Raw genomic sequence first — 25450 nt, 5'->3', positions numbered from 1 at the left:
ATGCAAAAGAAACAGGTAATTCGCGAAAAAAGTCATGATGACAGCGTTATTTTCAACATCGGAGCCTAGCCAATGGGCCAGTTTCTTCGTACTACAATGGCATATTTTGTGAGGAAAGTGAAAAATGAATACGACAGTTAATTATATAAAAGAATGGCAGCAGGCACTTCAACTTGAAATCCTGCATTTGAAAAAATATGGCAGCACAAAATACTTGGTTTCGAACGGCCATCAGCTTACAAGTGACGGTTCCTTCAACTATTATTTTGAAACAGGTTCATCGGTAAAAATCCCTGTCGGTTCACTCGTTCGACTTGAATGGGGAGGGATTAAACAGGATGGAAGGATCCTCTCATCGGAAGGGAAAAGTATAATCATTGTTTTTGATCGCTCGTTAGGCGATATCATCGGAGAAGCCTTTTTATACCATGACCCCTGGGAATTGCTGGAGCAATTGATCATCCGCTTGGATGAAATCAAGAGAAGTAAAAGGAAAAGGCTTCGAATCAAGCGCCTGATGGATCCGTCCATGCCGCAAAAACATCCTTTAACTGAAAAACAAAGCAGCGTGAAAGAATTGTATGCCCGCTCGAAGCTCAATCCAGTCACTTTTGTTTGGGGACCGCCTGGAACAGGAAAAACCTATACTTTGGCCCGTACAGTAGCCAATCATTATTTACAAGCTAAAAAAGTTCTGGTTTTGTCCCATAGCAACCAGGCTGTGGATGTTTTGATGGCTGAAATTTCATCATTCATTAAAAAGAAAGATCGTTTCATAGAAGGTGATGTGCTTCGCTATGGATCTCAAATCGGTGAATCACTAGCTATCCATGATGATATTGTTACGGGGCAATTATTAGGTAAACATGAACCGACATTAATTAAAGAAAAAGAAGAACTTGGCGAAGAGAAACGCCTTTTAAAATATGACTTGGCAGGATCCTTCAGTAAAAGGGATACAGATCAGTTAATTGAGATAGAGAAAAAGCTGGCCAAAGTCTTGGAGAAAATCCGCCAAAAAGAGGTTCAATTCGTAAAAGAAGCAAAAGTAATCGGGACGACCTTAGCTAAAGCCGCAAATGACGAAACGGTTTATCAAAAGGAGTATGATCTGGTCATCTTGGATGAAGCGAGTATGGCTTACGTTCCTCAGGTGGCTTTTGCTGCAGCGTTAGCCAAGCATATTATCGTTTGTGGTGATTTCAAACAATTGCCGCCCATTGCTTCGGCTCGTGATTCCCTCGTGAAACTTTGGCTGAAGGAAGACATATTTCATCGGGCCGGTGTCGCCCAGTCTGTTGAAGAAGGAGAACTCCATCCCCATTTATTCCTATTAAAGGAACAGCGCCGCATGCATCCGGATATTTCGGCTTTCACTAATCGTGTCGTCTATAATGATTTTGTTGGCGATCATAAAAGTGTTGCGACTAGCAGGGAGGGCATAATGCTGGCGGAACCGTTTGCCAATAGGGCAGCGGTGCTTCTGGATACTAGCTTAGCAGGGGAATATTGCATCACTGAACGGACATCCCACTCGCGAATGAATTTATGGCAATTGCTTTTATCTTTTCAGCTGATTCATGAAGCTTATGTGGGCGGTTCAAGGTCAATTGGTTATGTTGCACCATATCGGGCTCAGGCAGAATTAATGGAAAAACTATTGGATGACTTATATGAAAAAGAACGGCAAACTGCGGATATCATCGCTGCAACTGTACATCGTTTCCAGGGAAGTGAACGTGAGATGATGATTTTTGACACAGTAGATAGTTATCCGCAAAACAGGGCTGGAATGTTATTGACAGGAAGAGAAAGTGAAAGGCTGATTAACGTGGCCATAACAAGGACTAAGGGTAAGTTTGTACATGTATGTGACACTTCGTTTGTTAACAAACACGTTTATCGCAGTAAAACACTTCGTCAGCTTGTCGATCATCAAATTCAAAATGATCAGATTGTATCAAAGAAAGACATTGGAAAATGGGTTAACCACCAGCACCCGAAATTACGATGGATGCATGCCCGTAAATTGGGGGACTTTCAGGAAGATATTGAATCAACCAAACATGACATGGTTATCGCTATACCGGATTTGAACAGTTTGTCGGAAGAATGGCAGCAATATTTAATGAAACGGAACCCTGCAGTGAAATTGACAATCATATCAGCAAAAAGAAATCCTGATATCAACTCGGATCATTTTATTTGTTCACCTATTTCCTTTTCCTTTATCATCTTTGATCATCGAGTTATCTGGCTAGGTTTGCCCGTAGAGTCCAATAATCGGGTTCATCCCCCATTTATAGCGGCTCGTCTGGATTCGGAAATAATGGCGGATGAATTACTATCTCAATTCAAAAAAAGTGAATAGCTTTGGAAAGCCCTATAAAAGGGCTTTTCTTTTTTACATATATTCCTTAAATGAACTCGGTAGAATAAATAAAGACCATTTTGAGCCACTTTCGTCCTTTATGTATTAAACCAAACACCTCGCTAGAATATACTATTTACTTTTACTCCCCAATTTGGATTCAACTCCTTATATTTTCTGTTAAAGGCTGCAAACTAAACTAACAAAGCGAGCGTTTAAGGCGACTTTCGACTGGTTATGATTTACGATTAAGTTATGAAAGCCAAGAAAGGAGGTAACAAAATGAAATTGAGCATATTGGATCAATCCCCGATTGCATCCGGACAATCAGCACAAGAAGCTTTGCAGGCTTCACTTCAACTCGCTCAAGAAGGAGATAGGCTGGGTTATTACAGAATCTGGTTAACTGAACATCATGATCTGCCTGGCCTGGCCTGTTCCGTTCCAGAGGTTTTGATAAGCTATGTTGGTGCACAAACAAAAAATATCCGGATTGGATCAGGGGCAGTGCTGCTTCCACATTATAAGCCATACCGAATAGCAGAGACATATAATATGCTAGCCACACTTTTTCCAGGCCGGATTGATATAGGAATGGGACGTGCTCCTGGTGGATCTGCCGAAGCAACTATGGCCTTATCCGATAATTTCCTTCAGAATGTATACAAAATGCCCGAACTTGTTCAAGAACTGTTGAATTTTCTAAGAGATGAATTTCCGAAAGAACATCCGTTTTCAAATGTCTCTGCTGCTCCTATTCCAATGGTATCCCCTGAACCATGGATATTGGGAACAAGCGGGAAAAGTGCAAAACTTGCCGCTGAGAATGGAACTGGATACGCGTTTGGGGAATTCATGAGCGAAAATGATGGTGTGCATAGTTTTAAACAGTACCGTGAGCACTTTCAAAAAAAAGGGTTACTCAAAGCACCTAAAACGATTATTACGGTATCGGCCATTTGTGCTGAAACGGAAGAATATGCGAAAGAAATCGCCCTCAGCAACACCCTATGGAAAATTCAAAGTGGACATGGGGAAAGAAAGCAAGTTCCAAGTATAGAAGAGGTAAGGAATCATGAATGGACTGAAAAAGAAAAAACACAGATGGAAACCATGCATAAAAAACTGATTTATGGTACCCCTTCACAAGTTAAGGATCGACTATTGACGATTCAGGAGAAATATCAAGCAGATGAAATCATGCTGATAACCATCACTCATAAGTTGGAGGATCGGCTTAATTCGTTTCGATTGATTGCCAGGGAAATCCTTAACAGTTAATCCCCTTAAGCATTTTATGTGCATTTTTTGTGTATTTTCTATATGATGGCTTTGCGTCCGATTTATCATAATTGAAAGAAAGAAGATGAAGATATGAATGCTGATCAACATGCAAAGAAACTTGGCGACATTTCTTTTTCCGTTCTGGACTTGGCTTCTATAGTTGAGGGTGGCACAGTTTCGGGAGCTTTTAAAAATACAGTAGAATTAGCTAAACATGCGGAGCAATGGAATTACAACCGTTTCTGGGTTGCGGAACATCATAGCATGCCTGGGATTGCAAGCTCTGCAACGTCAGTGCTTATAGGCTATGTTGCAGGCAGGACTGAAAGAATTCGGGTGGGTTCTGGAGGCATAATGCTACCGAATCATGCACCGCTGGTTATCGCAGAACAATTTGGAACATTGGAAGCAATGTATCCTGGCAGAATAGATTTAGGACTGGGGCGTGCTCCGGGAAGCGACCAATATACAGCCATGGCACTTCGGGGTGATGTACGTAATAACGGTCAGGATTTTCCTGAACAATTGGCGCAGCTCCGTAGCTATTTAGATGCGGATTCTAAACATAATCGTGTTCGCGCCATTCCTGGAGAAGGGCAGGACATCCCGATTTGGCTGCTTGGTTCAAGTGGGTTCAGTGCAGCATTATCAGCACAGCTGGGATTGCCATTTTCATTTGCAAGCCATTTTTCCCCTGAAAATACTCAACCAGCTTTAGCCCGCTACCGCAATAATTTCCAACCATCCGACGTTCTAGATAAACCTTATGTTATGGTTGGTATCAATGTTTTTGCAGCCGATACTACGGAAGAAGCGCAAAGGATTGCTACATCTTATCAACAGCAGTTCTTGAATTTGATACGGAACACGCCAGGTCAACTTGCTCCTCCAGTTGATACGATGGAAGGCCTTTGGACAGAATATGAAAAGGCCATTGTCATGAAGCAACTGAATGCTTCCATTATAGGAAATCCTAAAGAGGTAAAAGAGCAGTTGCAGTCATTTTTAAATGAAACACAGGCGGATGAAATGATTATAAACTCTGCCATTTATGATCAGGAAGCACGCCTTCGTTCTTATGAAATCATTGCAGAGGTTACTGGAATGAAATAATTATTAAAGAATGAGCTTGCAGATCCCATGTCTGCAAGCTTTTTTATAAAAATACATACCGATTGGCTTCATAAACAAAGTTAGGAGAGAGTAATGAAACGAGAAGATCCTTTATCCTTAATATTTCACTTCACAGATAAACAAGGTGACAGCAGGCCACTATATTTTGCGAATCCGAAAAAAGTGATCACCGCCCATTCAATTGAAGATGTCCTTCCCCAATTCCAAAAAGTCCAGGAAGCGATCGAACAGGGGAATTATGCAGCGGGATATGTTTCCTATGAAGCGGCCCCTGCTTTTGAACAATCCTTTAAAGTAAAAGATGGAGCCAAAATGCCATTATTATGGTTTGGGATTTTTGATAAACCGGAAGAGGAAATACCTGAAAAAATGACCGGGGCATTTAATTTAGCTGAATGGCAATCAGAAACGGATTCAAATGCCTATCGTTCTGGATTTCAAAGAATAAAATCAGAAATCAAGAAAGGCAACACATACCAAGTCAATTATACGATGCGTTTGCAATCCCAGTTCGAGGGAGATGACTTCGCGTTTTTTGAACGTTTGAAGAGAGCCCAACGCTCGAACTATAGTGCATATTTGAACGTGGGTTCACATCGAATCCTATCGGCTTCACCCGAGTTGTTTTTTCGTTGGGAAGATGGTCAGTTGATTACTCGGCCCATGAAGGGAACGGTAAAGCGGGGAACGACACTGAAAGGGGATCAGCTCAATGCTGAATGGTTGGCAGCCTCGGAAAAGAATCAAGCTGAAAACTACATGATTGTGGACCTGCTAAGAAATGATTTGGGAATGATTGCAGAACCAGGAAGCGTCGAAGTTCCACAACTTAAGGCAATTGAAAAATATCCGACCGTTTGGCAAATGACATCCACGATTACAGCCGATACGAATCCAGGAACAACAATCATTGATATATTCAAGGCCCTTTTTCCTTGTGGATCGATAACAGGGGCACCTAAAATTAAAACGATGGAAATCATCGCTGATATCGAGAATTCACCACGTGAAGTTTATTGCGGTGCAATCGGGTTCATCACGCCTGAATCCGAAGCTGTTTTTAATGTGCCGATTCGTACGGTCGTGATCGATAAGGAAACAGGGAAAGCCGAGTATGGGGTAGGCGGGGGGATCACTTGGGATTCCGAGTTATCGGAAGAATATGACGAAGCCTTTTTAAAAGCCAAATTATTGACGGTGGAAAGGCCTGCTTACAAACTATTGGAATCGATAAAGCTCAGCGATGGCGAATATTATTTGTTGAATGATCATATCGACCGGATGAAACAATCCGCTGAGTACTTCGATTATCGATTCTCTGAATCGTATCTTAGAGATCGACTCCAAAAGTATGCGGAAATAAACCATGGGACGTTGCAAAAAGTAAGGGTACTACTACATGAAAATGGCGAGTTAGAAGTCTCGGGACAAGCAATCAAGCCCCTTGATCCAGAATTCAAGGCCATACTGGCCGAAGTTCCAATATCAACGGCAAATCCATTTCTATTTCATAAGACCACCAATCGTGATGTCTATGAAAGCTTTCAAACGAATAATCCCGACTTCCAGGATGTTCTGCTTTGGAATGAAGAAGGATTCATCACGGAATTCACGAACGGAAATGTAGTGGTGAAGATAAATGGTGACCTCTATACCCCTCCGGTGGAATCAGGTCTGCTTGCTGGAACGTTTCGTCAAGAATTGATCAGGAAGAAGGAAATCAAGGTAAAAAACATTTCTAAGGCTGACCTCAATAACGCAGAGGAAATTTGGTTCATTAATAGTGTGCGAGGGAAATTAAAAGTGAATTTAACTTTCTAAGCTGATAATTCGTAAAAAAGTGAAAATTGTAATCTTTATTGCAGTTTGTTGAGTTATAGTAGATGATGAATACTACATATACGGAGGGGACTGCTGTGGAGATGCCTAAAATCGCAGGTTTATCAATTATGGATTGGAAAGCGAAAGATCCTATACTTAATAATGTGGTGGAGATGAATGAAGTCTTCTGGACGAATCCGCATTACGGTAACGAACAAGAAAATTCTATCGTCCAAGCTGAACAAGTTAAATCGGCTGAAGAAAGATTAAATAGATTTGCCAATTATATAATTAAAGCATTTCCAGAAACCGAACCAATGGAGGGGATCATTGAATCACCCCTAGTCGAGATTCCTTTCATGCAAAAAAACTTGGAAACATCCTATGGAACTAAAATTGCGGGAAAACTTTTGCTGAAATGTGACAGCCATTTACCTATATCAGGTTCAATCAAGGCACGCGGAGGTATTTATGAGGTCTTAAAACGTGCTGAGGAAATAGCAATGAAGCATGGCGGTTTAAAGCGGACTGATAATTATGGAGTACTTGCGAGTGATGAATATAAGGAGCTTTTTTCAAAATATTCGATTGCTGTCGGTTCAACCGGTAATTTAGGAATGAGTATTGGAATAATAAGCGCGAAGCTGGGATTTAAAGTAACGGTTCATATGTCTGCAGATGCTAAACAGTGGAAAAAGGATAAATTAACAAGTCTGGGTGTCATTGTAAAGGAATATGATGATGATTACAGTAAAGCTGTAGAAGAAGGACGTAAAGAAGCATCACTTGATCCCGATTGCCACTTTATTGATGATGAAAATTCCATGGATCTGCTGCTAGGTTATGCGACGGCTGCAACGCGCCTGAAGAAACAATTGAAAGAAATGTCCATTACAGTAGATGAAGATCATCCTTTGTTAGTGTACTTACCATGCGGAGTGGGCGGCGGCCCCGGCGGCATAACATATGGGCTCAAGTTAGCCTTTGAAGATGATGTACATTGTTTTTTTGCAGAGCCGACACATTCACCCTGCATGACGCTTGGATTGATGACAGGCCTTCATGACAAAGTTTCCGTTCAGGACTTTGGTATCGATAATAAGACGGAAGCGGATGGTCTTGCAGTAGGAAGGCCTTCAGCATTGGTTTCCAGTATGATGACGACCATGTTAAGCGGCAGCTATACCATAGAGGATAAAAGGTTATTCGAACTGCTCAAGGAAATGGCAGAGACGGAAGGCCATTATTTAGAGCCATCTGCCCTAGCAGGAGCATTTGGTCCGATACAACTTTTGTCAGCTCCAGAAGGAAGGGAATATCTTATGGATCAAAAACTGCTGGATAAAATGAACCAGTCGACGCATGTCATCTGGGCGACCGGCGGGAGCATGGTACCAAAAGATATGATGGAACTGTATTTATCTAAAAGTTAAAAAATTCCACAAGAGTGAAATTTTCAGAATCCAGGCAAACTCTTAGAAAAGTGAGTTTGCCTGGATTCTTTTTATTCGAAAAACCTCTCAGTTGTTTTCAGACGAAGCAGTTTTTCGTCCAAACCGCACTCTATTTGACCGACAACGAATTATTCGAACCCCGGAGCATACATTTTGCGGTCTATGATTCCATTCCCTTGTAATCGCTGGTCAAGCTGCATCTGCGGGAATAGCGAGTCCAAAGGAGACCCCACAGGCGCAATTGCGACAAGGAGGCTCCCGGACACCGCCCGCGGAAAGCGAGTGCCCTACGTTCCAATCAACGTTCAATATGTCCAAGCTAAAAAAACTGTAGACAAACTCGATTTTAATCGAAGTTTGTCTACAGTCTGTGAAGTTCACGTCAGTGAACTTCTTTTTATTTATATCCCCCATGAGTTCAATAAAAGGTGAATGGCGTTTTTTAATTCGGATTCAGGAATCCCTGCAAAGCCCAATATGATTTTTGGAGGGTGTTCGTCAATTTTTTCGATCGAATATGTCGATAGTCCATAAATTTTGATATGATCTTCGTTTGCCTTTTGAATAAGTGTCTGTTCATCCATGCCGTTCTTGACGATGAGGACGATATGCAATCCTGACCGCTCTCCAATGATTTTTATTTGTTCATGGGGTTTAAATAGATCAATCACTTTATCCAACTTCCGACGGTACACTTTCCTCATCCGATTTAAATGCTTTTCGAAATCACCCTCCTTCATGAACTGTGTCAACACATGCTGATCAATCCGAGAAACGGTTGAATGGTAAAAAGACAATTCCTGTTGGTGCATTTGTAACAATGGAGCGGGAAGGACCATATAACTGATCCGAATTGATGGCATCAATGATTTGGAAAATGACCCTAAATAAATCACCTTATCACCAGCATCCATACTTTGTAAGGAAGGAATTGTTTTTCCACTATAACGAAATTCACTATCATAATCGTCTTCGATAATATATCGGTTTGATGCCCCTTGAGCCCAGTTCAACAATCTCGTCCGTCTGTTAACGGATAGGATCGTCCCATTTGGGAAGTGATGTGAGGGAGTGACATACACAACGTCGATGTTTGAATCTTCAATTTGGTTCACCTTTACGCCTTCCTCATCAATTCGCAGTGGATGGACTTCATTTGGGTAGCTGCGTAAAATCCGATGAATCAAGTGATACCCAGGATCTTCAACACCATAGATGGCATTTTTATCGAATAGAAGGACAAGCTGCTGCAATAAAATTTCCATTCCTGCACCAATGATGATCTGTTCGGGAACACATTGTACACCACGTGCATGATACAAATAATGGGCAATTTCACATCTTAATTCATATTCCCCTTGGGAATCCCCAAGTAAAAGAAGATCTTGATGTGATTCATCGATTTTGCTTTTCATGTATTTTCTCCATTTTTCAAATGGGAAATGTTCCGTGTCAATTTGGCTGGGATGAAAATGATATAGCAATTCCCTTTCTTTATGATTGCTTTGTTCCAATGATACTTGGTTAGTTTGTGTATACTCTAAATCCTCGAATGTTTGAATATAGTACCCTTTTCTTGGTATGACTTCAACGTATCCCTCAGCAGTCAGTTGTTCATATGCAGTCTCGACAGTATTTTGACTTATTTGAAGGAATTCTGCCAATTTCCGTTTGGAAGGCAGTTTTGTGCCGTAAAGAAGACGGCCATCAATGATTTCTTTTTTAATATATGAATATAATTGTTCGTACAAAGCTACTTCACTTAATCGATTTAAATCACATGAAAGCATATTCATTTTTTTTGCCACCTTTTTGAAAAATATTACTGACCCTATTAAATTTATTAAAACTGACACTTTCAATGCGGTCAACTCTTTTTTATACTAAGCCTAACAAATCTAAAAAATGAAAATATTAGGGGGAAGAAAAAAATGGAAAAATTATTAGGAACTGACACAGTAAAAAGAGGAATGGCACAAATGCAAAAGGGTGGCGTAATTATGGACGTCATTAACGCAGAACAAGCAAAAATCGCAGAAGCATCCGGTGCGGTCGCTGTCATGGCATTGGAAAGGGTTCCTTCTGACATCCGTGCGGCTGGCGGCGTAGCAAGAATGGCAGATCCGCGAATTGTCGAGGAAGTAATGAATGCTGTCTCAATCCCGGTCATGGCTAAAGCAAGGATTGGCCATATCGTTGAATCAAGGGTCCTGGAATCCATGGGAGTGGATTATATCGATGAAAGTGAAGTGCTGACACCCGCGGATGAAGAATACCATATCCTAAAAAGTGATTTCACAGTACCTTTCGTTTGTGGCTGCCGTGATTTAGGCGAAGCTGCGCGCCGTATTGGTGAAGGAGCATCCATGCTTCGTACAAAAGGAGAACCAGGAACAGGTAATATTGTGGAAGCTGTGCGTCATATGAGAAAGGTACAGTCACAAATTCGCAAAGTGAGCATCATGAGTGATGATGAATTAATGACTGAGGCAAAAAATCTTGGAGCCCCATTTGAAATTTTAAGAGAAATCAAACGCACAGGTAAATTGCCTGTAGTTAACTTTGCAGCTGGCGGAATTGCCACTCCAGCAGATGCAGCATTGATGATGGAATTGGGAGCAGATGGCGTTTTCGTAGGGTCTGGTATTTTTAAATCTGAAAATCCGGAAAAATTCGCATCAGCAATCGTTCAAGCGACTACATATTTCACCGATTATGAATTGATTGGCAAGTTGTCCAAAGAATTGGGCAGTGCAATGAAAGGCATTGATATTTCCAAACTGGCTCCGGCAGAACGGATGCAGGAACGTGGATGGTAATATGATAACGATCGGTGTTTTGGGGTTACAGGGAGCGGTTGAAGAACACTTGAACCAAATCAAAGCTGCCGGCGAACAAGCGATTATAGTAAAAAAACCGGAACAGTTGCGGGAAATCGATGGCTTGATCATTCCAGGCGGAGAAAGCACGACGATGAGGAAGCTAATGGATCGTTATGGATTTATGGAACCGATCAAAACTTTCTTCGAAGGTAAAAAACCTATTTTCGGTACATGTGCGGGAATGGTATTGGCAGCCAATGAATTGACTGGCGATGAGGAGGCATATCTCGGACTAATGGACATTTCCGTGATAAGGAACGGATTTGGACGTCAACGGGAAAGTTTCGAGGCTGACCTATCCATCAAAGGAATGGAATACCCTTATAAGGCAGTATTCATCCGGGCGCCATTTGCTGATGAAGTTGGAGAAGGTGTAGAAGTATTGGCCGTTTATGAAGAGAATGTAGTGGCTGCGAGACAAGACCATGTCCTCGTAAGTGCATTTCATCCAGAATTAACAGGTGATGATCGCTTCCTTCAACTTTTCATTGAAATGGTGAAGACATCCGTAAGTAAGGCCGAATTGAAAACCTGCTAAACAAATGGAGCTGTCCTATTAATAGGACAGCTTTACTTTTGAAAGCTCAAAACTCTATAAAAATACATATTGCTTGAATTTACTATTCTTTACTTTTATAATAAAAAGTAAGTAATCACTTACTTATTTGAAAGGGGAATGTATATGACAGCAAGAGTTGCAGTTATTACAGGGGGAGCAAGCGGTATAGGCCGAGCCACATGCCTGAAATTCGCAGCAAAAGGGGACAAGGTCGTTGTTTCGGATTTTAATGAAGAAATGGGCCGGGAAACCGTTGATCAGATAACAGCTAATGGTGGAGATGCCATTTTTGTTAAAACGGATGTTTCTAAGCAGGAAGAGGTTGAATCGTTAATCAATAAAGCAGTGGAAACATACGGAAGGCTCGATATCATGTTCAATAATGCCGGCATTGGTGCGGGCGGTATGATCCTAGACCAAGATATGGAAGGTTACTACAAAACGATTGGAGTGAACCAGCACGGAGTTGCATTTGGAATCATGGCAGCAGGACGGAAAATGAAGGAACTGGGTAACAAGGGAGTCATTATAAATACCGCTTCTGTGTTTGGCTACTTAGCTTCCCATGGGACTTTTGCCTATCAGGCGACTAAAGGCGCTGTAAGAATGATGACACAGACAGCAGCTTTGGAATTGGGCGCTTATGGCATACGCGTTGTGGGCATTGCGCCGGGCGGCGTTGACACTCCTATCATACAAGGTTATAAAGACATGGGAATCATCGATAAATTGAACGCAAGTCAAATGCGCGGTGAATTGATTAAGCCAGAAGCCATTGCAAATGCCGTCTATCTATTATCGTTAGAGGAAGCGGATGCAATCAATGGAAGTGTAGTCATGGTCGATGATGGCTATGCCATCTTTTAAGTGATTTTCATAAATGGAAAGCATCGTTCCAACCAGACGATGTTTTCCATTTATGATATATGGGAATATTGAATTCTAATAGATCAAAGGTAATATTGACCGATTGATACCAGCGATATATCATGGGAAATAGATTGGTGAAACCGGTCTTATCTTTATAAAAGAAGGTTGATATTTTTGAAAAAAGGGCAGCAAACCAAAGAACGAATCATAAATGTAGCCCGGACTCTTTTTGCCACTAAAGGTTTTGACATGACAAGAACGAATGAAATTGCCTCTGCATGCAATGTTTCCGAAGCTACTATATACAAATATTTTGACAGCAAAAAAGATTTACTTTTGGCTACAATTACCCCTAATGAAAAAGAGGAAACCGAAGATGGGACTAGCCATCTCTCCACAGATGACCTAGTGGAGAATCATGTTACTACCATGATAGAAAAAATTCTTAAAAATAAAGAACAGTTTTCGATATTATTTAGGGAAACACAATTCGATCAAGATATTTCAAAGCAATATGTAGATCAGATTTTCAAGCCAAATGCCAGGCATATTGAAATACAGAAGAGAATAGATAACGGAGAGATACAATATATCTCTGATATTATTTTATTTAATGTAGGGATCATTTCTTTCACATTGGCTTTATCTACACATTATGAGATCCATCAACAAAAAAAGGAGCCATATTTTACTTCTGAACGAATTAAGAGCATTGCTCAACTTTTGGTATATGGTATTCATGGGAAACAAAATCATACATAATGAAACGGTCATATTTAATGGCATGAGCATCAAGCCGTAAATATGACCGTTTCTTTTTTTCATTCAGAGAAGATGTCCAGAGTTTAAGATTTGACTTATATTTTTCAGACAATTACGATAAATTCATACTTCACGAAATGCTTTAAGAAAATTATATCTGGAAATCTTGTAACATTGGAGGGTATCAAATGAGCGATATCGTAATTTTATCAGGAAGTCCGGCTATTCCATCAAGAACGGACATTTCACTAAAACATATTCAATCATTAGTCGAAAATGCAGGATTTACTACAGCTTATTTCTCGATTACGGATTTCTCAGCAGATGATTTATTACAAGGGAAATATAATAGCGAAGAAATCTCAAAGCTTTCAGAGAGAATTCAAGCAGCCAGAGGAGTCATTATAGGTTCACCGGTTTATAAGGCTTCTTATACAGGTGTATTGAAAGCCTTGATTGATTTGCTGCCAGAAGGTGCTTTTAAGGGTAAGCCGGTGCTGCCAATCATGATTGGTGGAAGTAACAGGCATCTATTGGCGATTGACTATGCGCTTAAACCATTAATTTCAATATTAAAAGGAGAGCCGCTGCAGGGGATTTATTTCGTTGATAAGGAAATAGATAAACAGAATCCAGAAAACCCGATCAATGATTTGCATTTAATTGATCGCGTCCAAAGTCAGGTTCAAGAATTTGTAGAAGCGATACAGTTAAGAAATTAATGACTTCAATAAATTAATTCCTTGTATAGAAAGACTGGAACCCTAGAAATTTTTTAGAATAACACGCGTCAAAAATAGGCCCATTAATGAAAATAGACTCATTTTTTTGGAGATTTTATCTAAAAAGACGAGTCTATTTTCGCATTTATATGAACATAAAATCATAAATTGAATAGTGTGTATAAAAATAACAGTTCATCCATAATATTAAACCAAGTTATTTTATAAGAAAACTCCATTGACAAGGATTAAATATATGTTAATATTTAAAATAATAAAACTTATCCAGAGCGACGGAGGGAATTGGCCCTTTGAAGTCCAGCAACCTGCATGATGGATGCAAGGTGCTACCACCAAAATGTTGATCATTTTGGAAGATAAGGTAAAGATATTTACCTTGCGATCTTTCCATCATGGAAAGATTTTTGTTTTTTTTGAAAATTCAGGAAGACTATAACATTGTAAGATTGTATGGAATTATATAAATCTAAGAAATTTAAAATAAAATATTCGCGGATTTTCTTAAAGGAGGAACTGGTTTGAATAAAGAGAATCAGCTTGAAGAAATTTTTGAACGACTTCAAGAAATGCTTAATTCAATGAAATATGGATCCATTACACTTATTGTTCAGGATGGTAAAATCATTCAAATGGAAAGAAATGAAAAACTAAGAATTAAATAAGGTATCTGCTGACTAGAAAAACTAGAGGCGGGTTTAACTGATATAAAGAGAGTATTGGTTAGATTCGTCTCTTTTTCCTAGATTCAATTAACCCGGGGAATATTACAACGGGAATTGATCAACAGTTAACCAAACCTGATACAGCAAGTTTTTAGAGGGGGCTATAAAGTTGGCTGCATTAATAAACTATGAAAATTTCAATACAGGGGACTTCCCCGTATTTCCTGAAGACAGTGAGACAAAAGGTGCTTTGGAAGTTCTGCAATGGGCGAATGACCATTATGGAGACAAACTGATTTATGCTTGCAGTTTTGGTATTGAAGGCATCGTGCTTACGGATTTATTGGCGAAGGTCAATCCTTCGGCAAAAATAGTTTTCCTTGATACAGATGTTCATTTTGAGGAAACTTACCAATTGATCGAGGAAGTGAAGAAGCGATATCCGAAGCTTTTGATCGAAATGAAGAAACCTGACTTGACGCTTGAGGAACAAGCGGCGGAATATGGCGATGAATTATGGCTTAGTGATTCCAATAAGTGCTGTAACATCCGTAAAATCATTCCGCTTACAGATGTGCTTTCATCGGCAACAGCCTGGCTTTCGGGACTGCGGAGGGAGCAATCCGAAACAAGGGCAAAGACCGAGTATATCAATAAGGATAATAAGTTCAAATCAGTTAAAATATGCCCACTCATACATTGGACCTGGAAAGATGTTTGGCGCTATGCCCACAAAAATGGACTTCCATATAATGTCCTGCATGATAATGGATATCCGAGCATTGGTTGTAAAACGTGTACTGCACCTGCCTTCAATGCAGATGATTTACGCTCAGGCCGTTGGCAGGGAGCTCAAAAAACGGAATGCGGATTGCATTTATCTTAAATAAATAAAAACAATAGGCTTAACTAAATAGAAACCAAACCATAGGGGGAAATTAGCATGACAATCAGTATACCGCACGGAGGAACATTAATCGATCTTTGGGAACCAAAATATGATTATAGTAAAATAACGAAGTCAATCGAAATCGATGAAATTGCTTTAAGCGATCTTGAATTGATAGGCACTGGTGCCTACAGCCCGATTAAAGGATTCTTTACAAAAAGTGACTATGAGACAGTGGTAAAGGATATGAGGCTTAGCAGCGGACATGTATGGAGCATCCCGATTACGCTGCCTTTGACCGAAGAAACTGCAGAAAGCCTTACTATAGGTGAAGAAGTAACATTAACCCATGAAGGTGAAACATACGGGGTTCTCGCCGTTTCTGATATTTACACTCCAGATAAGCAATTGGAAGCGACATTGGTATATCAAACAGATGATGAGAAGCATCCTGGAGTGAAAAATTTATATAACCGTGGGGATGTATATGTCGGTGGGGAAATAAAGTTAATCAAGAGAATAGAGCGTCCGCTATTTCAAGCTCATTATTTGGATCCAATCGAGACAAGGAAGGCTTTCGCTGAAAAAGGATGGGAAACGGTTGTCGGTTTCCAAACGAGGAACCCTGTTCACCGTGCACATGAATATATTCAAAAGACAGCATTGGAAATCGTCGACGGCTTATTCTTAAATCCTCTAGTCGGTGCCACTAAATCAGATGACATTCCGGCAGATGTAAGAATGGAAAGCTATAAAGTGCTGCTTGACAAATATTATCCTAAGGATCGCGTCTCCCTTGCAGTTTTCCCTGCTGCCATGCGTTATGCAGGACCTAGGGAAGCCATTTTCCATGCGATGGTCCGTAAAAATTATGGTTGCACCCATTTTATCGTCGGACGTGATCATGCGGGGGTGGGCGATTATTATGGCACATACGATGCTCAAAAAATCTTCGGGAACTTTAACGCAGATGAGTTAGGGATCACGCTATTATTCTTTGAACATAGTTTTTACTGTAAAGCATGTGGCAATATGGCTTCCGCTAAAACTTGTCCGCATGGCAAGGAAGACCATGTCATCCTGTCTGGAACGAAGGTTAGGGAAATGTTGCGTAATGGAGAAATTCCTCCAGCTACCTTTAGCCGTAAGGAAGTCATCGAGGTGTTGATAGAAGGTCTAAAAAAAAATGAAGTTTATAACTGATTGGACATAAATGGAAGGGTCACATAAAGAGGGGGATAATCAAATGAGTAAAAGTACGAATGTCACATGGCATGAGACGTCATTGACCAAGGAGCACCGACGGAAGCAGAACGGGCATGAAAGCACGGTTCTATGGTTTACAGGTCTATCTGGTTCCGGAAAATCAACGATTGCAAACGCGGTCGCTAAAGAGTTATACAATCGGAATATTCGAAGTTATGTTTTGGATGGTGATAATATCCGCCACGGTTTAAATAAAGATTTAGGTTTTTCTGAAGAGGATAGAACGGAGAATATTAGGCGCATCGGTGAGGTTTCCAAGTTATTCGTGGATAGTGGGCAGTTCGTATTGACCGCTTTCATATCACCTTTCAAGGCAGATCGGCAGATTGTACGTGATTTACTCGAAGATGGGGAGTTTATTGAAGTATACATAAAGTGTCCGATCGAAGAGTGCGAAGTGCGTGATCCAAAAGGGCTTTATGACAAGGCCCGTAAAGGCATCATTAAAGATTTTACCGGAATCGACTCTCCATACGAAGAACCTGAACAACCGGAAATCATTTTAGAATCCGACCAATACAGCATTGAAGAGTGCGTTGAACAGGTAATCGGTTATTTAACAGCAAAGAAAGCGATTTAATCAAGGAGGAAATGAAATGGTTTACGAGAAATTTTGGTCGGAAAATCCACTAATCGCTAAAAATAAAACGGAAATCTGGAAATTGGAAAAAGACGGATTGAAGATATTTGATGATATTCCACATTACGCAGCAAATGGGTTTGATTCCATCCCTAAAGAGAAATGGGATATGTTCAAGTGGGCAGGGTTATACCTGCAACGGCCAAAAGAAGCTGGTTATTGGATGATGCGAGTCGTTATTCCCGGAGGTATCCTGACTTATGATCAACAAATAACTCTAGCTAACATCGCTAAAGATTACGGGAGGGATGTATATGACATTACAACCCGTCAAGCCATTCAATTCCATTGGCTGACCATCGAACAGGTCCCGGATATATTGAACCGTTTGGAAAAGGTTGGATTGACTACGGCTGGTGCTTGTGGTGATATAACCCGTAATATCATCGGTAATGCATTGGCAGGCATCGATCCTGATGAACTTTTTGATACACGCGAGGTACTTTATGATGTATTTGAGTATTTCCGCCTTAACGAAGACTATTCGAACCTTCCGAGGAAATATAAAATGTCCATAAGTGCCAATATCCATAATGCTTCAAATGCTGAAATCAACTGTGTTTCATTCAATCCAGCTACTAAAGTAATTGATGGGGTAACGGAAGTCGGTTTTCACGTAAAAGTAGGCGGTGGGCTTTCCTCCGTTCCGATGCTGGCAGAAGAACTTGACTTATTCATTTTACCCGAAAAAACTGTGGAAGTGGCTGCCGCCATCACGACGATATTCCGTGACTTTGGGTACCGTGAAAAGCGTCATCGCTCACGTTTGAAATTCCTTGTCGCCGACTGGGGTCCTGAACAATTCAAGGAAAAATTGCTGGAATACACCGGTCCGCTTCCTGATAAGGGAGAAAGTGCGGTGAAGGGATGGAATGCAGGGTATTTCTACGGCATCCATAAACAAAAGCAATATGGTCTGAACTATGTTGGCGTCAATATACCAGTTGGTCGTCTAAACCCAGACGAAGTGATCGAGTTTGCCGAACTTGCAAAAAAATATGGAAATGGTGAAATCCGCAACTGTAATTCTCAAAATCTAATCATTCCTAATGTGCCGGATGCAAAACTTGAGGAATTAAAGCAGGAATCCATCTTTGAAAGATTTCCATATCAACCAAAGAAATTCATTGGATATTCCGTTTCTTGTACAGGCATCGAGTATTGCAACCTTGCTCTCGTTGAAACGAAAAATCGAATGAGGACCATTTCTGAATCACTGGACAAGGAAATAGATCTCGATGTGCCTGTAAGGATGCATATGGTCGGCTGTCCGAATAATTGCGGTCAAAGAGCCATCGCCGAAATAGGGCTGCAAGGCATAAAAATGAAAAACCAGGATAAAAAGATGGTCGAAGCTTTTGAGATATACGTTGGAGGAACGCTGAATGAGGGCGGGAAGTTCAATGAAAAGCTTAAAGGAAAAGTGGAAGCTGAAAAGCTCCATCATGTTCTGAAAGAAATAATCCTATTTTTCAAAGAAACAAAACTACTATCCGAAACCTTTCTCGATTTTGTGGAAAGGGTAGGGATAGCCGAATTACAAAGTAAACTGGATGATATATTAGCGGAAGTGGCCGTTTAATAGGGGAAGGTAAGCATTCCATGAATCTATACCGTTTTGAAGTCACTATCAAGGAAAAACCAATTCATGTCATCATTGTTGCCGATTCAGATGAAAAGGCGTTTGAACTGGTTGATATCGAGCTGGAAAAGCATTATTTGAAAATGCCTGAAGTGGATGACATCTCATTATATGAAAAAAGGAAAATTAAAAATGGAGCAGGTTTCGTTTTATCGGAATTCGAAACAATTCTCTAAGGGAAGGCAGGATGCAAAAATGGGGAAAGTATATCTAGTAGGAGCCGGTCCCGGAGATCCAGATTTAATTACATTAAAAGGATTAAAATGCATCCAAGAAGCTGATGTCATTTTATATGATCGACTTGTCAATAAAGAACTTTTGAATCATGCAAAAGACGGTGTCGAGCTGATTAATTGCGGTAAACTGCCGGATTATCATTTGTTGCAGCAGGATACCATCAATCGGTTCCTCGTGAAATATGCAAAAAAGGGAAAAATAGTCACCCGTTTGAAAGGCGGCGATCCATTCGTCTTTGGGAGAGGCGGTGAGGAAGCGGAAGCCCTTGCCAAAAGTGGCGTAAGCTTTGAAATCGTACCAGGAATTACGGCTGGAATCGCCGCTACAGCCTATGCGGGAATTCCAGTTACACATAGGGACCATGCTTCATCATTTGCAATTGTTACCGGTCATCGGAAAAAAGATGAAGAGGATAATATCAAGTGGGAATCCCTTGCAAAAGGAATCGATACATTAGCCATTTATATGGGTGTTAAAAACCTGCCATATATTCAAGGAAAACTTCTGGAACATGGAAAAAGTCCGGAAACTCCGGTAGCCCTTATTCATTGGGGTACATTAACAACGCAAAAAACAGCTGTCAGTACGTTGGCTAAAGTAGTGGAAACCGCCAATAACGAACAAATTTCGAATCCTTGCATGATAGTCGTGGGAGATGTCGTTAATTTACGGGAAAAGATCAAATGGTTTGAAGGAAAACAAACCGAAAATTTGTTGGCGAATGAGGCTTTTTAATGGAAGCCATTTTATATATTTGCCATGGCAGCCGTGTTAAAGAAGCTTCAGCCCAAGCCATTGATTTTATTAAAGTTTGTATGCAGGCACAGCCCTATTCCATTCAAGAGTATTGCTTCTTGGAATTGGAAACCCCTACGATTGAAGAGGCCTACGAAAGATGCATCCAAAAAGGTGCGACGAGAATATTGGCCATTCCAGTTCTATTGCTGACAGCTGTACATGCAAAACATGATATTCCAGTCATATTGAATAAAATGAAAGAACGCTACCCTGCTGTTGACTTGAAATACGGAAGGCCGATTGGTGTCAGTGAGAAAATGGTTGACATTTTAGTGGAACGGTTGGAGGAAACAAATGTAAGTGTTACGGAGGATTCCTTGGTTTTATTGGTTGGAAGGGGCAGCAGTGATCCCGACGTGAAAAGGGATTTGTCACGACTGGCCGATTTGCTAAGGAACAGGTTTTCAAAAATCCGGGTGCAAGAGTGTTATTTGACAGCTGCCACACCAAGCTTTGCAGAAGCATTGGAATTTGCAGAGGAATCTCGATCAAACCAAGTATTTATCATTCCTTACCTATTGTTTACAGGGCTCTTAATGCAATCGATTGAAAATAGTATAAAAAAGATCCAAAAAAAGGGGAAGCAAAAAATCATACTTTGCCGATATTTAGGTTATCACCCAAAGATTGAACTAGCAATATCGGAACGAATTCATGAAGTGAGTGGGGAGGGAGCCTATGTATCCAATTACGCTTAATATCGAGAACAGAAAGTGTGTCATCATCGGCGGTGGTAAAATAGCTTACTTTAAAGCGGGCCCCTTATTGGAAGCTGGTGCTGAAGTTACCGTCGTAAGCCCCGAAATATGCACAGGTTTTCAAGTGTTGGAGAAGGAAGGTAAGATTCGGGTCTTACTTAAGGAAGTGGAAGAAACTGACTATAAAGATGCATTTTTAATCATTGTTGCTACCAATTCTACTGAAGTAAATGAACGAGTTTACGAGAACGCATCCGAAAGTCAGTTGGTTAACGTAATCAGCAATCATGAGTTGGGTAATTTTCATATACCGGCCACATTGAATAGAGGCATGCTTTCCATAAGCGTTTCTACCAATGGAGCAAGTCCAACGCTCGCAAAAAAAATACGGAATGACCTAGGTAAAGTATATGAAGAATCATATGAAGAATATCTTGAATTCCTTTTTGAAGCAAGAATGATTATAAAGAATGGGTCATTTTCAAAAGAAGAAAAATCTAAATTATTGAAAGACTCAATAGAGGATATTTATAAATATTCCTTAAAAGAAAGATATCGTTTTTTAGCTAGGCTTTTACCAGTAGAAGCTGAAGAAAATATATCATTGGGCTGATCAGAAAAACTGAAGGCACTTAACCAACATGTCATTTCATTTTGGTTAGGTGCCTCTTTGTGTCTTAAAGGAAATCTAAATGATTTATGCAGGCAAACGGTACCATCGGGTCGATGATATAGGTTCTATTTTAGTGAAAAAAGGGGAATGTCATGAAAAAGTTAATCGTTTTGGCCTTTATCGGGTTTTTAGCCCAATTAATCGATGGTTCGCTTGGAATGGGCTATGGAGTGAGTTCCACGTCCTTATTGTTGACATTCGGGATTGCCCCTGCAGTAGCATCAGCATCCGTTCATTTATCGGAAGTAGTGACAACGGCAGTATCCGGAGCTTCACATATAAAGTTTGGGAACGTGGATAAAAATATGGTCTATCGCTTGATCATTCCAGGTTCTGTTGGTGCATTTATAGGTGCATGTTTCCTGAGTAACCTGCCAGCCGAATTAGCAAAACCGTATATTGCCATATTTTTATTTGGTCTTGGTGTTTACGTTTTATTCCGCTTTTTATTTATTTTTAAACCGTCAAAGGAAAATGAAACCGTAAGGCCATTGACCGCAAAACAATCCATTCCGTTAGGCCTTTTTGCAGGCTTTTGTGATGCAACAGGCGGAGGCGGTTGGGGACCGATTGCCACACCTGTTTTATTGTCAAAAAAAGGAATGACGGCAAGAAAAGCTGTAGGAACTGTAGATACGAGTGAATTTGCCATTGCTTTCTTTGGAAGTCTTGGTTTTATCATTTCTCTTGGATGGGAAGCTGTCAATTGGCTTTGGGTGGTAGCGTTGATAATTGGTGGAGTGGTTGCCGCACCAATTGCAGCCTGGCTCGTCAGGATGCTTCCTGCCCAATTAATGGGTGTTTTAGTGGGCGGTTTCATTATCTTAATTAATGTAAAAACATTATTAGCTACATGGGTTCCAATTGAAGCCCATATATACATCTATACTGGCATCGTGATAATATGGTTTTCTGGAATTCTTCTTACCATCAAAAAGATGGCCAATGCGAGAAAATATGATCATATCGAACGCCACCAGAATGTTTCGTGATTCCCGAGTTTGAAAGAAGCGAATGTACACAAGAAGCATATTCCGATGCGTAAATAAACTCGTAGGTATGTATGTACCTACGAGTAAAGTCGTTTCCAAATGGAATTCCGACAATAAAGTTGCTGCGGTTTTAATAAAGGATCTTAATCTTATTTAATAGATTCATTACCATTTTTTAAGGTTTCCTAAAAATTGAGAGACTTATCACTCCAATGTTTAATAATTCATAGTACCCCTTACTAAAGTAAGCCATCGGAGAGATTTGAATGATTTTAGAAAAGAAGCAGAATCAATAATTTATAGCTCCTACTGTTAAAATGGTGATTTACACTTTCACATAATATAATAGGAGGAACTATTTCTTTTACTCTATCGAATTTAAATCCCTGCAAGCTTTGAAAAGCATGCAGGTTTTTGCTTTATGTCGGAACATCGGAAAAATCGGTTATCAATTTATTCCTAGGAAAAAAATCTTTACCAACCCACTGTGGTATCCTTTTCATATCTAGTAGTGTGTCCAGTGAAGGCGAACGTAATGTTTTAGGAGCAAAAGGTCTTCCCTATACAATTTGTCAGGTCTGCACCCATACTATGGAGCCGTCACCATTCAAAAGGTAGTTAAATATTTTTCAGTTTTGTACAATGATTAAATAGCAAATTTGAAAAGGAGTTTTAATATGGAAAGCATCTCTGATCATTTGAAGGAAAATTTGAATATTTTGTTCGTAGGTTTCAATCCAAGCATTCGTTCAGGTGAGACTGGTCATCATTATGCGAATCCAAATAATCGCTTTTGGAAAATCCTCTTCGAGTCCGGGCTGACACCAAGGAAATATGAACCGACTGAAGACTCGTCATTGCTGGATTTAGGTTATGGTTTTACCAATATCGTTTCCAGGCCTACAAAAGGAGCGGACGATATCACTAAAGAAGAGTACATTAAAGGAAGGAAACAATTAAAAAGGAAAATAAAAAAGTATAAACCTAAACTTGTCTGTTTTGTAGGAAAGGGTGTCTATCAGGAATATCGTCAATTACGAAAAATCTCATGGGGGCTGCAAGAAGAAACCACATCCAATGAGACCATGGAATTCGTTGCCCCTTCTTCCAGTGGTTTAGTTAGAATGCCGATAAATGAGATCATCGAAATATATAGTGAGTTGCCCATTCTGCTTGGCCAGCTGAAAAGCAATTGAAGGAACTTCTTAAAACAACGGTGAAATTATACGAGTCAGGATAATGCTGAATGGAAAAGCGGTGGTTTTTCCGAGGTAAGAATTAAGGATTGTTTACCTATTTTATGGGATACCTAAGTATCGGTTTTGCTAACAGGGTCTTCGATAGGAACTTTCATACCATCGGTCCTTTTGCACTGCTTAGTAATATGCAGATTCCTGAATGGGGGGCATCGATTGGCTAAAGCTTGAGCAAGTAGCCTTAATGGCGGCGCTTTTGCACATAGAACAGGTCTTTACACTTTAGGATAATGGGGTGAATTTGGCCGCATCTTTACCAGCTTGCCTGGTTGCCGTTTTCACGAAAAGACTATTGGGTACGGTTATGATTGGCTTGCTTGCCTTGATGAAATTACGAAATTTCTTTTAATAATTACTAAACATTTTAATGATAGGCCGATATAACCAGTAATGGATTTGCCATTACTGGGTTTTTATTTCTCAAGAACCTATTTCATAAACCGCAAACTTTTTGAGTTCGTTCATTACGGTTAGGCAAATGCCGCTTTTTAATGAACATTGGAAGCTTGATTATCAAAAAGGCCAATGATTACATAAACTAGGGTGAATGTACTTCTGAATGGTCGTTTTGGTTAGCAGAAATGAAAGCGCTTCTAATTGAAAAAGCAACAACCAACGTTTAGAAAACGGGAGTCTGTCTACAATGGGAATAAGCAAATAACTATGGAGGTGTTCAATTAATGAATGTTAATGGTGCCCTAGAGGTTCTTGATCGCATGCGGCTTCCTAATGGTGCATATACTGCAAGCATTTCCGATGATTATAATTATGTCTGGATAAGGGATGTCGTTTATACAGTAATACCTTTTATAAATGATCCGTCCAATCGTTACGAAAAAGCATATCATGCTTTATTCGACTTATTTCAAACCTATGAGTGGAAGATAGATATTCATACGGTTCAGAAACCCCAGTTTCTATTTGAACATATCCATGCAAGGTATTCCACTGAGCTTAAAGAACTGCCCGATGAGTGGGGGCATGCCCAAAATGATGCGGTAGGTGCCTTTTTATGGGGTGTCGGTGAAGGATATAGGCATGGTAAAAAGGTGATAAGGAACCAACGTGATTTAGAAATTGTCCAAAAGCTGGTCAATTATTTGGAATGCCTGCAATATTGGCAGTCGGAAGATAACGGGATGTGGGAAGAAAATATAGAAATCCACGCTTCAAGCATAGGTGCATGCGTAGCTGGTTTGAATTCAGTCAAGATGCTGGTAAACGTCAAGGAAGAACTGATTAAAAAGGGAGAAGAAACACTTCGTTTCCTGCTTCCAAGGGAAAGTTATTCAAAAGAGACGGATTTAGCCCTTTTATCGCTGATTTATCCGTATCGGCTGGTAGACCGTGAAATAGCACTTGAAATATTGAAGAACGTCACAGAGAGACTAGAAAGAACAAATGGTTGCATTAGATATGAGAAGGACCTTTATTATAATGACGGCCAAGAAGCGGAATGGTGCTTCGGACTTCCATGGTTGGGCTTATGCTACCTTGAACTTGGCATGATGAACAAAGTTAATGAATATATAGATAAAACAAAAATGATCATTCCGGAAAATTGGGAAGTTCCTGAGTTATATATTGGAGGCAGAAATATACCAAACGGGAATACTCCTTTGGCATGGTCAGTATCATTATCCTATCTATTCTTGACGAAGACTTCCATGATTCGAACTGAACAAATAACATGAAGCATTCATACTGGATACCTTAAAGCTCTTCCCAAAAAAGGGGAGAGCTTTTATTGGTATAATATTTTTTTTACATTAAATGACTATTTTTCGCGAATAAATGTTTTATTTTTTAAAAAAACG

General features: G+C 40.1%; 23 protein-coding genes and 1 riboswitch. Of the genes, 22 read left to right on the top strand and 1 reads right to left on the bottom strand.

Annotation, left to right across the window (positions count from 1 at the left end; all coding sequences use genetic code 11):
- Positions 1–124 precede the first annotated feature (124 nt).
- The 5 genes from J7I96_RS17085 (at position 125) to J7I96_RS17065 (ending at position 8043) form a co-directional block, all read left to right on the top strand.
- Positions 125–2371, top strand: coding sequence for an AAA domain-containing protein (locus tag J7I96_RS17085; protein WP_214772822.1), 2247 nt, complete (start codon positions 125–127; stop codon positions 2369–2371).
- A 282-nt stretch (positions 2372–2653) separates the two neighbouring features.
- The gene (locus J7I96_RS17080) at positions 2654–3652 is read left to right on the top strand and encodes an LLM class flavin-dependent oxidoreductase (RefSeq protein ID WP_214772823.1); all 999 of its coding nucleotides are present in this window, start codon (positions 2654–2656) and stop codon (positions 3650–3652) included.
- Between the two features lie 93 nt (positions 3653–3745).
- Positions 3746–4768 (top strand): LLM class flavin-dependent oxidoreductase, encoded by a 1023-nt coding sequence (locus tag J7I96_RS17075; RefSeq protein ID WP_214772824.1) that lies wholly within the window; start codon positions 3746–3748, stop codon positions 4766–4768.
- Positions 4769–4861: 93 nt separating this feature from the next.
- On the top strand, positions 4862–6610 hold the full coding sequence (pabB, locus tag J7I96_RS17070) for an aminodeoxychorismate synthase component I (protein WP_214923038.1): 1749 nt from the start codon (positions 4862–4864) through the stop codon (positions 6608–6610).
- 101 nt (positions 6611–6711) lie between these two features.
- Positions 6712–8043: a D-serine ammonia-lyase gene (locus J7I96_RS17065; RefSeq protein ID WP_285289438.1), complete on the top strand. Its 1332-nt coding sequence runs from the start codon at positions 6712–6714 to the stop codon at positions 8041–8043.
- 422 nt (positions 8044–8465) lie between these two features.
- On the opposite strand, the gene pdxR is transcribed toward J7I96_RS17065, so the two are convergent.
- The gene (gene pdxR, locus J7I96_RS17060; protein WP_214772826.1) at positions 8466–9860 is read right to left on the bottom strand and encodes a MocR-like pyridoxine biosynthesis transcription factor PdxR; all 1395 of its coding nucleotides are present in this window, start codon (positions 9858–9860) and stop codon (positions 8466–8468) included.
- Positions 9861–9995: 135 nt separating this feature from the next.
- Between pdxR and pdxS the strand changes: the two genes are divergently transcribed.
- The 17 genes from pdxS to J7I96_RS16975 all read left to right on the top strand — a co-directional run bounded on the left by pdxS (position 9996) and on the right by J7I96_RS16975 (position 25327).
- Positions 9996–10883, top strand: coding sequence for a pyridoxal 5'-phosphate synthase lyase subunit PdxS (gene pdxS, locus J7I96_RS17055; RefSeq protein ID WP_214772827.1), 888 nt, complete (start codon positions 9996–9998; stop codon positions 10881–10883).
- A 1-nt stretch (position 10884) separates the two neighbouring features.
- A complete protein-coding gene (pdxT, locus tag J7I96_RS17050; protein WP_214772875.1) occupies positions 10885–11484 on the top strand; it encodes a pyridoxal 5'-phosphate synthase glutaminase subunit PdxT in 600 nt (199 codons plus the stop codon).
- A 144-nt stretch (positions 11485–11628) separates the two neighbouring features.
- Complete coding sequence (locus J7I96_RS17045) at positions 11629–12372, top strand: SDR family NAD(P)-dependent oxidoreductase (protein ID WP_214923037.1); 744 nt, start codon at positions 11629–11631, stop codon at positions 12370–12372.
- Positions 12373–12549: 177 nt separating this feature from the next.
- Entirely contained in the window at positions 12550–13137 is a 588-nt protein-coding gene (locus J7I96_RS17040; protein ID WP_214772829.1) for a TetR/AcrR family transcriptional regulator, read from the top strand.
- Between the two features lie 188 nt (positions 13138–13325).
- Positions 13326–13859 carry an NADPH-dependent FMN reductase gene (ssuE, locus tag J7I96_RS17035; RefSeq protein ID WP_214772830.1) on the top strand — a complete coding sequence of 178 codons (534 nt, stop codon included), beginning with the start codon at positions 13326–13328 and terminating at the stop codon, positions 13857–13859.
- A 278-nt stretch (positions 13860–14137) separates the two neighbouring features.
- A riboswitch (SAM riboswitch) is annotated at positions 14138–14243 on the top strand.
- Positions 14244–14398: 155 nt separating this feature from the next.
- The gene (locus J7I96_RS17030; protein WP_082609336.1) at positions 14399–14542 is read left to right on the top strand and encodes a YezD family protein; all 144 of its coding nucleotides are present in this window, start codon (positions 14399–14401) and stop codon (positions 14540–14542) included.
- Positions 14543–14711: 169 nt separating this feature from the next.
- Complete coding sequence (locus tag J7I96_RS17025) at positions 14712–15428, top strand: phosphoadenylyl-sulfate reductase (protein WP_214772831.1); 717 nt, start codon at positions 14712–14714, stop codon at positions 15426–15428.
- Positions 15429–15485: 57 nt separating this feature from the next.
- Entirely contained in the window at positions 15486–16634 is a 1149-nt protein-coding gene (sat, locus tag J7I96_RS17020) for a sulfate adenylyltransferase (RefSeq protein ID WP_214772832.1), read from the top strand.
- A 43-nt stretch (positions 16635–16677) separates the two neighbouring features.
- A complete protein-coding gene (gene cysC, locus J7I96_RS17015; protein WP_214772833.1) occupies positions 16678–17277 on the top strand; it encodes an adenylyl-sulfate kinase in 600 nt (199 codons plus the stop codon).
- Positions 17278–17293: 16 nt separating this feature from the next.
- Entirely contained in the window at positions 17294–18919 is a 1626-nt protein-coding gene (locus J7I96_RS17010) for a nitrite/sulfite reductase (protein WP_214772834.1), read from the top strand.
- 20 nt (positions 18920–18939) lie between these two features.
- Positions 18940–19155, top strand: a complete 216-nt coding sequence (locus J7I96_RS17005; protein ID WP_034306935.1) for a DUF3906 family protein — start codon at positions 18940–18942, stop codon at positions 19153–19155.
- 19 nt (positions 19156–19174) lie between these two features.
- Positions 19175–19951 (top strand): uroporphyrinogen-III C-methyltransferase, encoded by a 777-nt coding sequence (gene cobA / locus J7I96_RS17000; protein WP_057277558.1) that lies wholly within the window; start codon positions 19175–19177, stop codon positions 19949–19951.
- The gene (locus tag J7I96_RS16995; RefSeq protein WP_214772835.1) at positions 19951–20712 is read left to right on the top strand and encodes a sirohydrochlorin chelatase; all 762 of its coding nucleotides are present in this window, start codon (positions 19951–19953) and stop codon (positions 20710–20712) included. Before cobA ends, J7I96_RS16995 begins: the two co-directional genes overlap by 1 nt.
- Positions 20693–21325, top strand: a complete 633-nt coding sequence (locus tag J7I96_RS16990; protein WP_214772836.1) for an NAD(P)-binding protein — start codon at positions 20693–20695, stop codon at positions 21323–21325. The genes J7I96_RS16995 and J7I96_RS16990 overlap by 20 nt, the downstream gene beginning before the upstream one ends.
- Before the next feature lie 152 nt (positions 21326–21477).
- Positions 21478–22377 carry a sulfite exporter TauE/SafE family protein gene (locus J7I96_RS16985; protein WP_214772837.1) on the top strand — a complete coding sequence of 300 codons (900 nt, stop codon included), beginning with the start codon at positions 21478–21480 and terminating at the stop codon, positions 22375–22377.
- Positions 22378–23054: 677 nt separating this feature from the next.
- Positions 23055–23573, top strand: a complete 519-nt coding sequence (locus J7I96_RS16980; protein ID WP_214923036.1) for a mismatch-specific DNA-glycosylase — start codon at positions 23055–23057, stop codon at positions 23571–23573.
- A 740-nt stretch (positions 23574–24313) separates the two neighbouring features.
- A complete protein-coding gene (locus J7I96_RS16975; RefSeq protein WP_214772839.1) occupies positions 24314–25327 on the top strand; it encodes a glycoside hydrolase family 15 protein in 1014 nt (337 codons plus the stop codon).
- The last annotated feature ends 123 nt before the right edge of the window (positions 25328–25450 follow it).

Origin of the sequence: Bacillus sp. ISL-78 (genome assembly GCF_018613455.1) — a bacterium.
GTDB lineage: Bacteria > Bacillota > Bacilli > Bacillales > DSM-1321 > Peribacillus > Peribacillus frigoritolerans.
The sequence above is the reverse complement of the archived record's forward strand: the minus strand, read 5'-3'. Positions and strand labels throughout refer to the sequence as shown.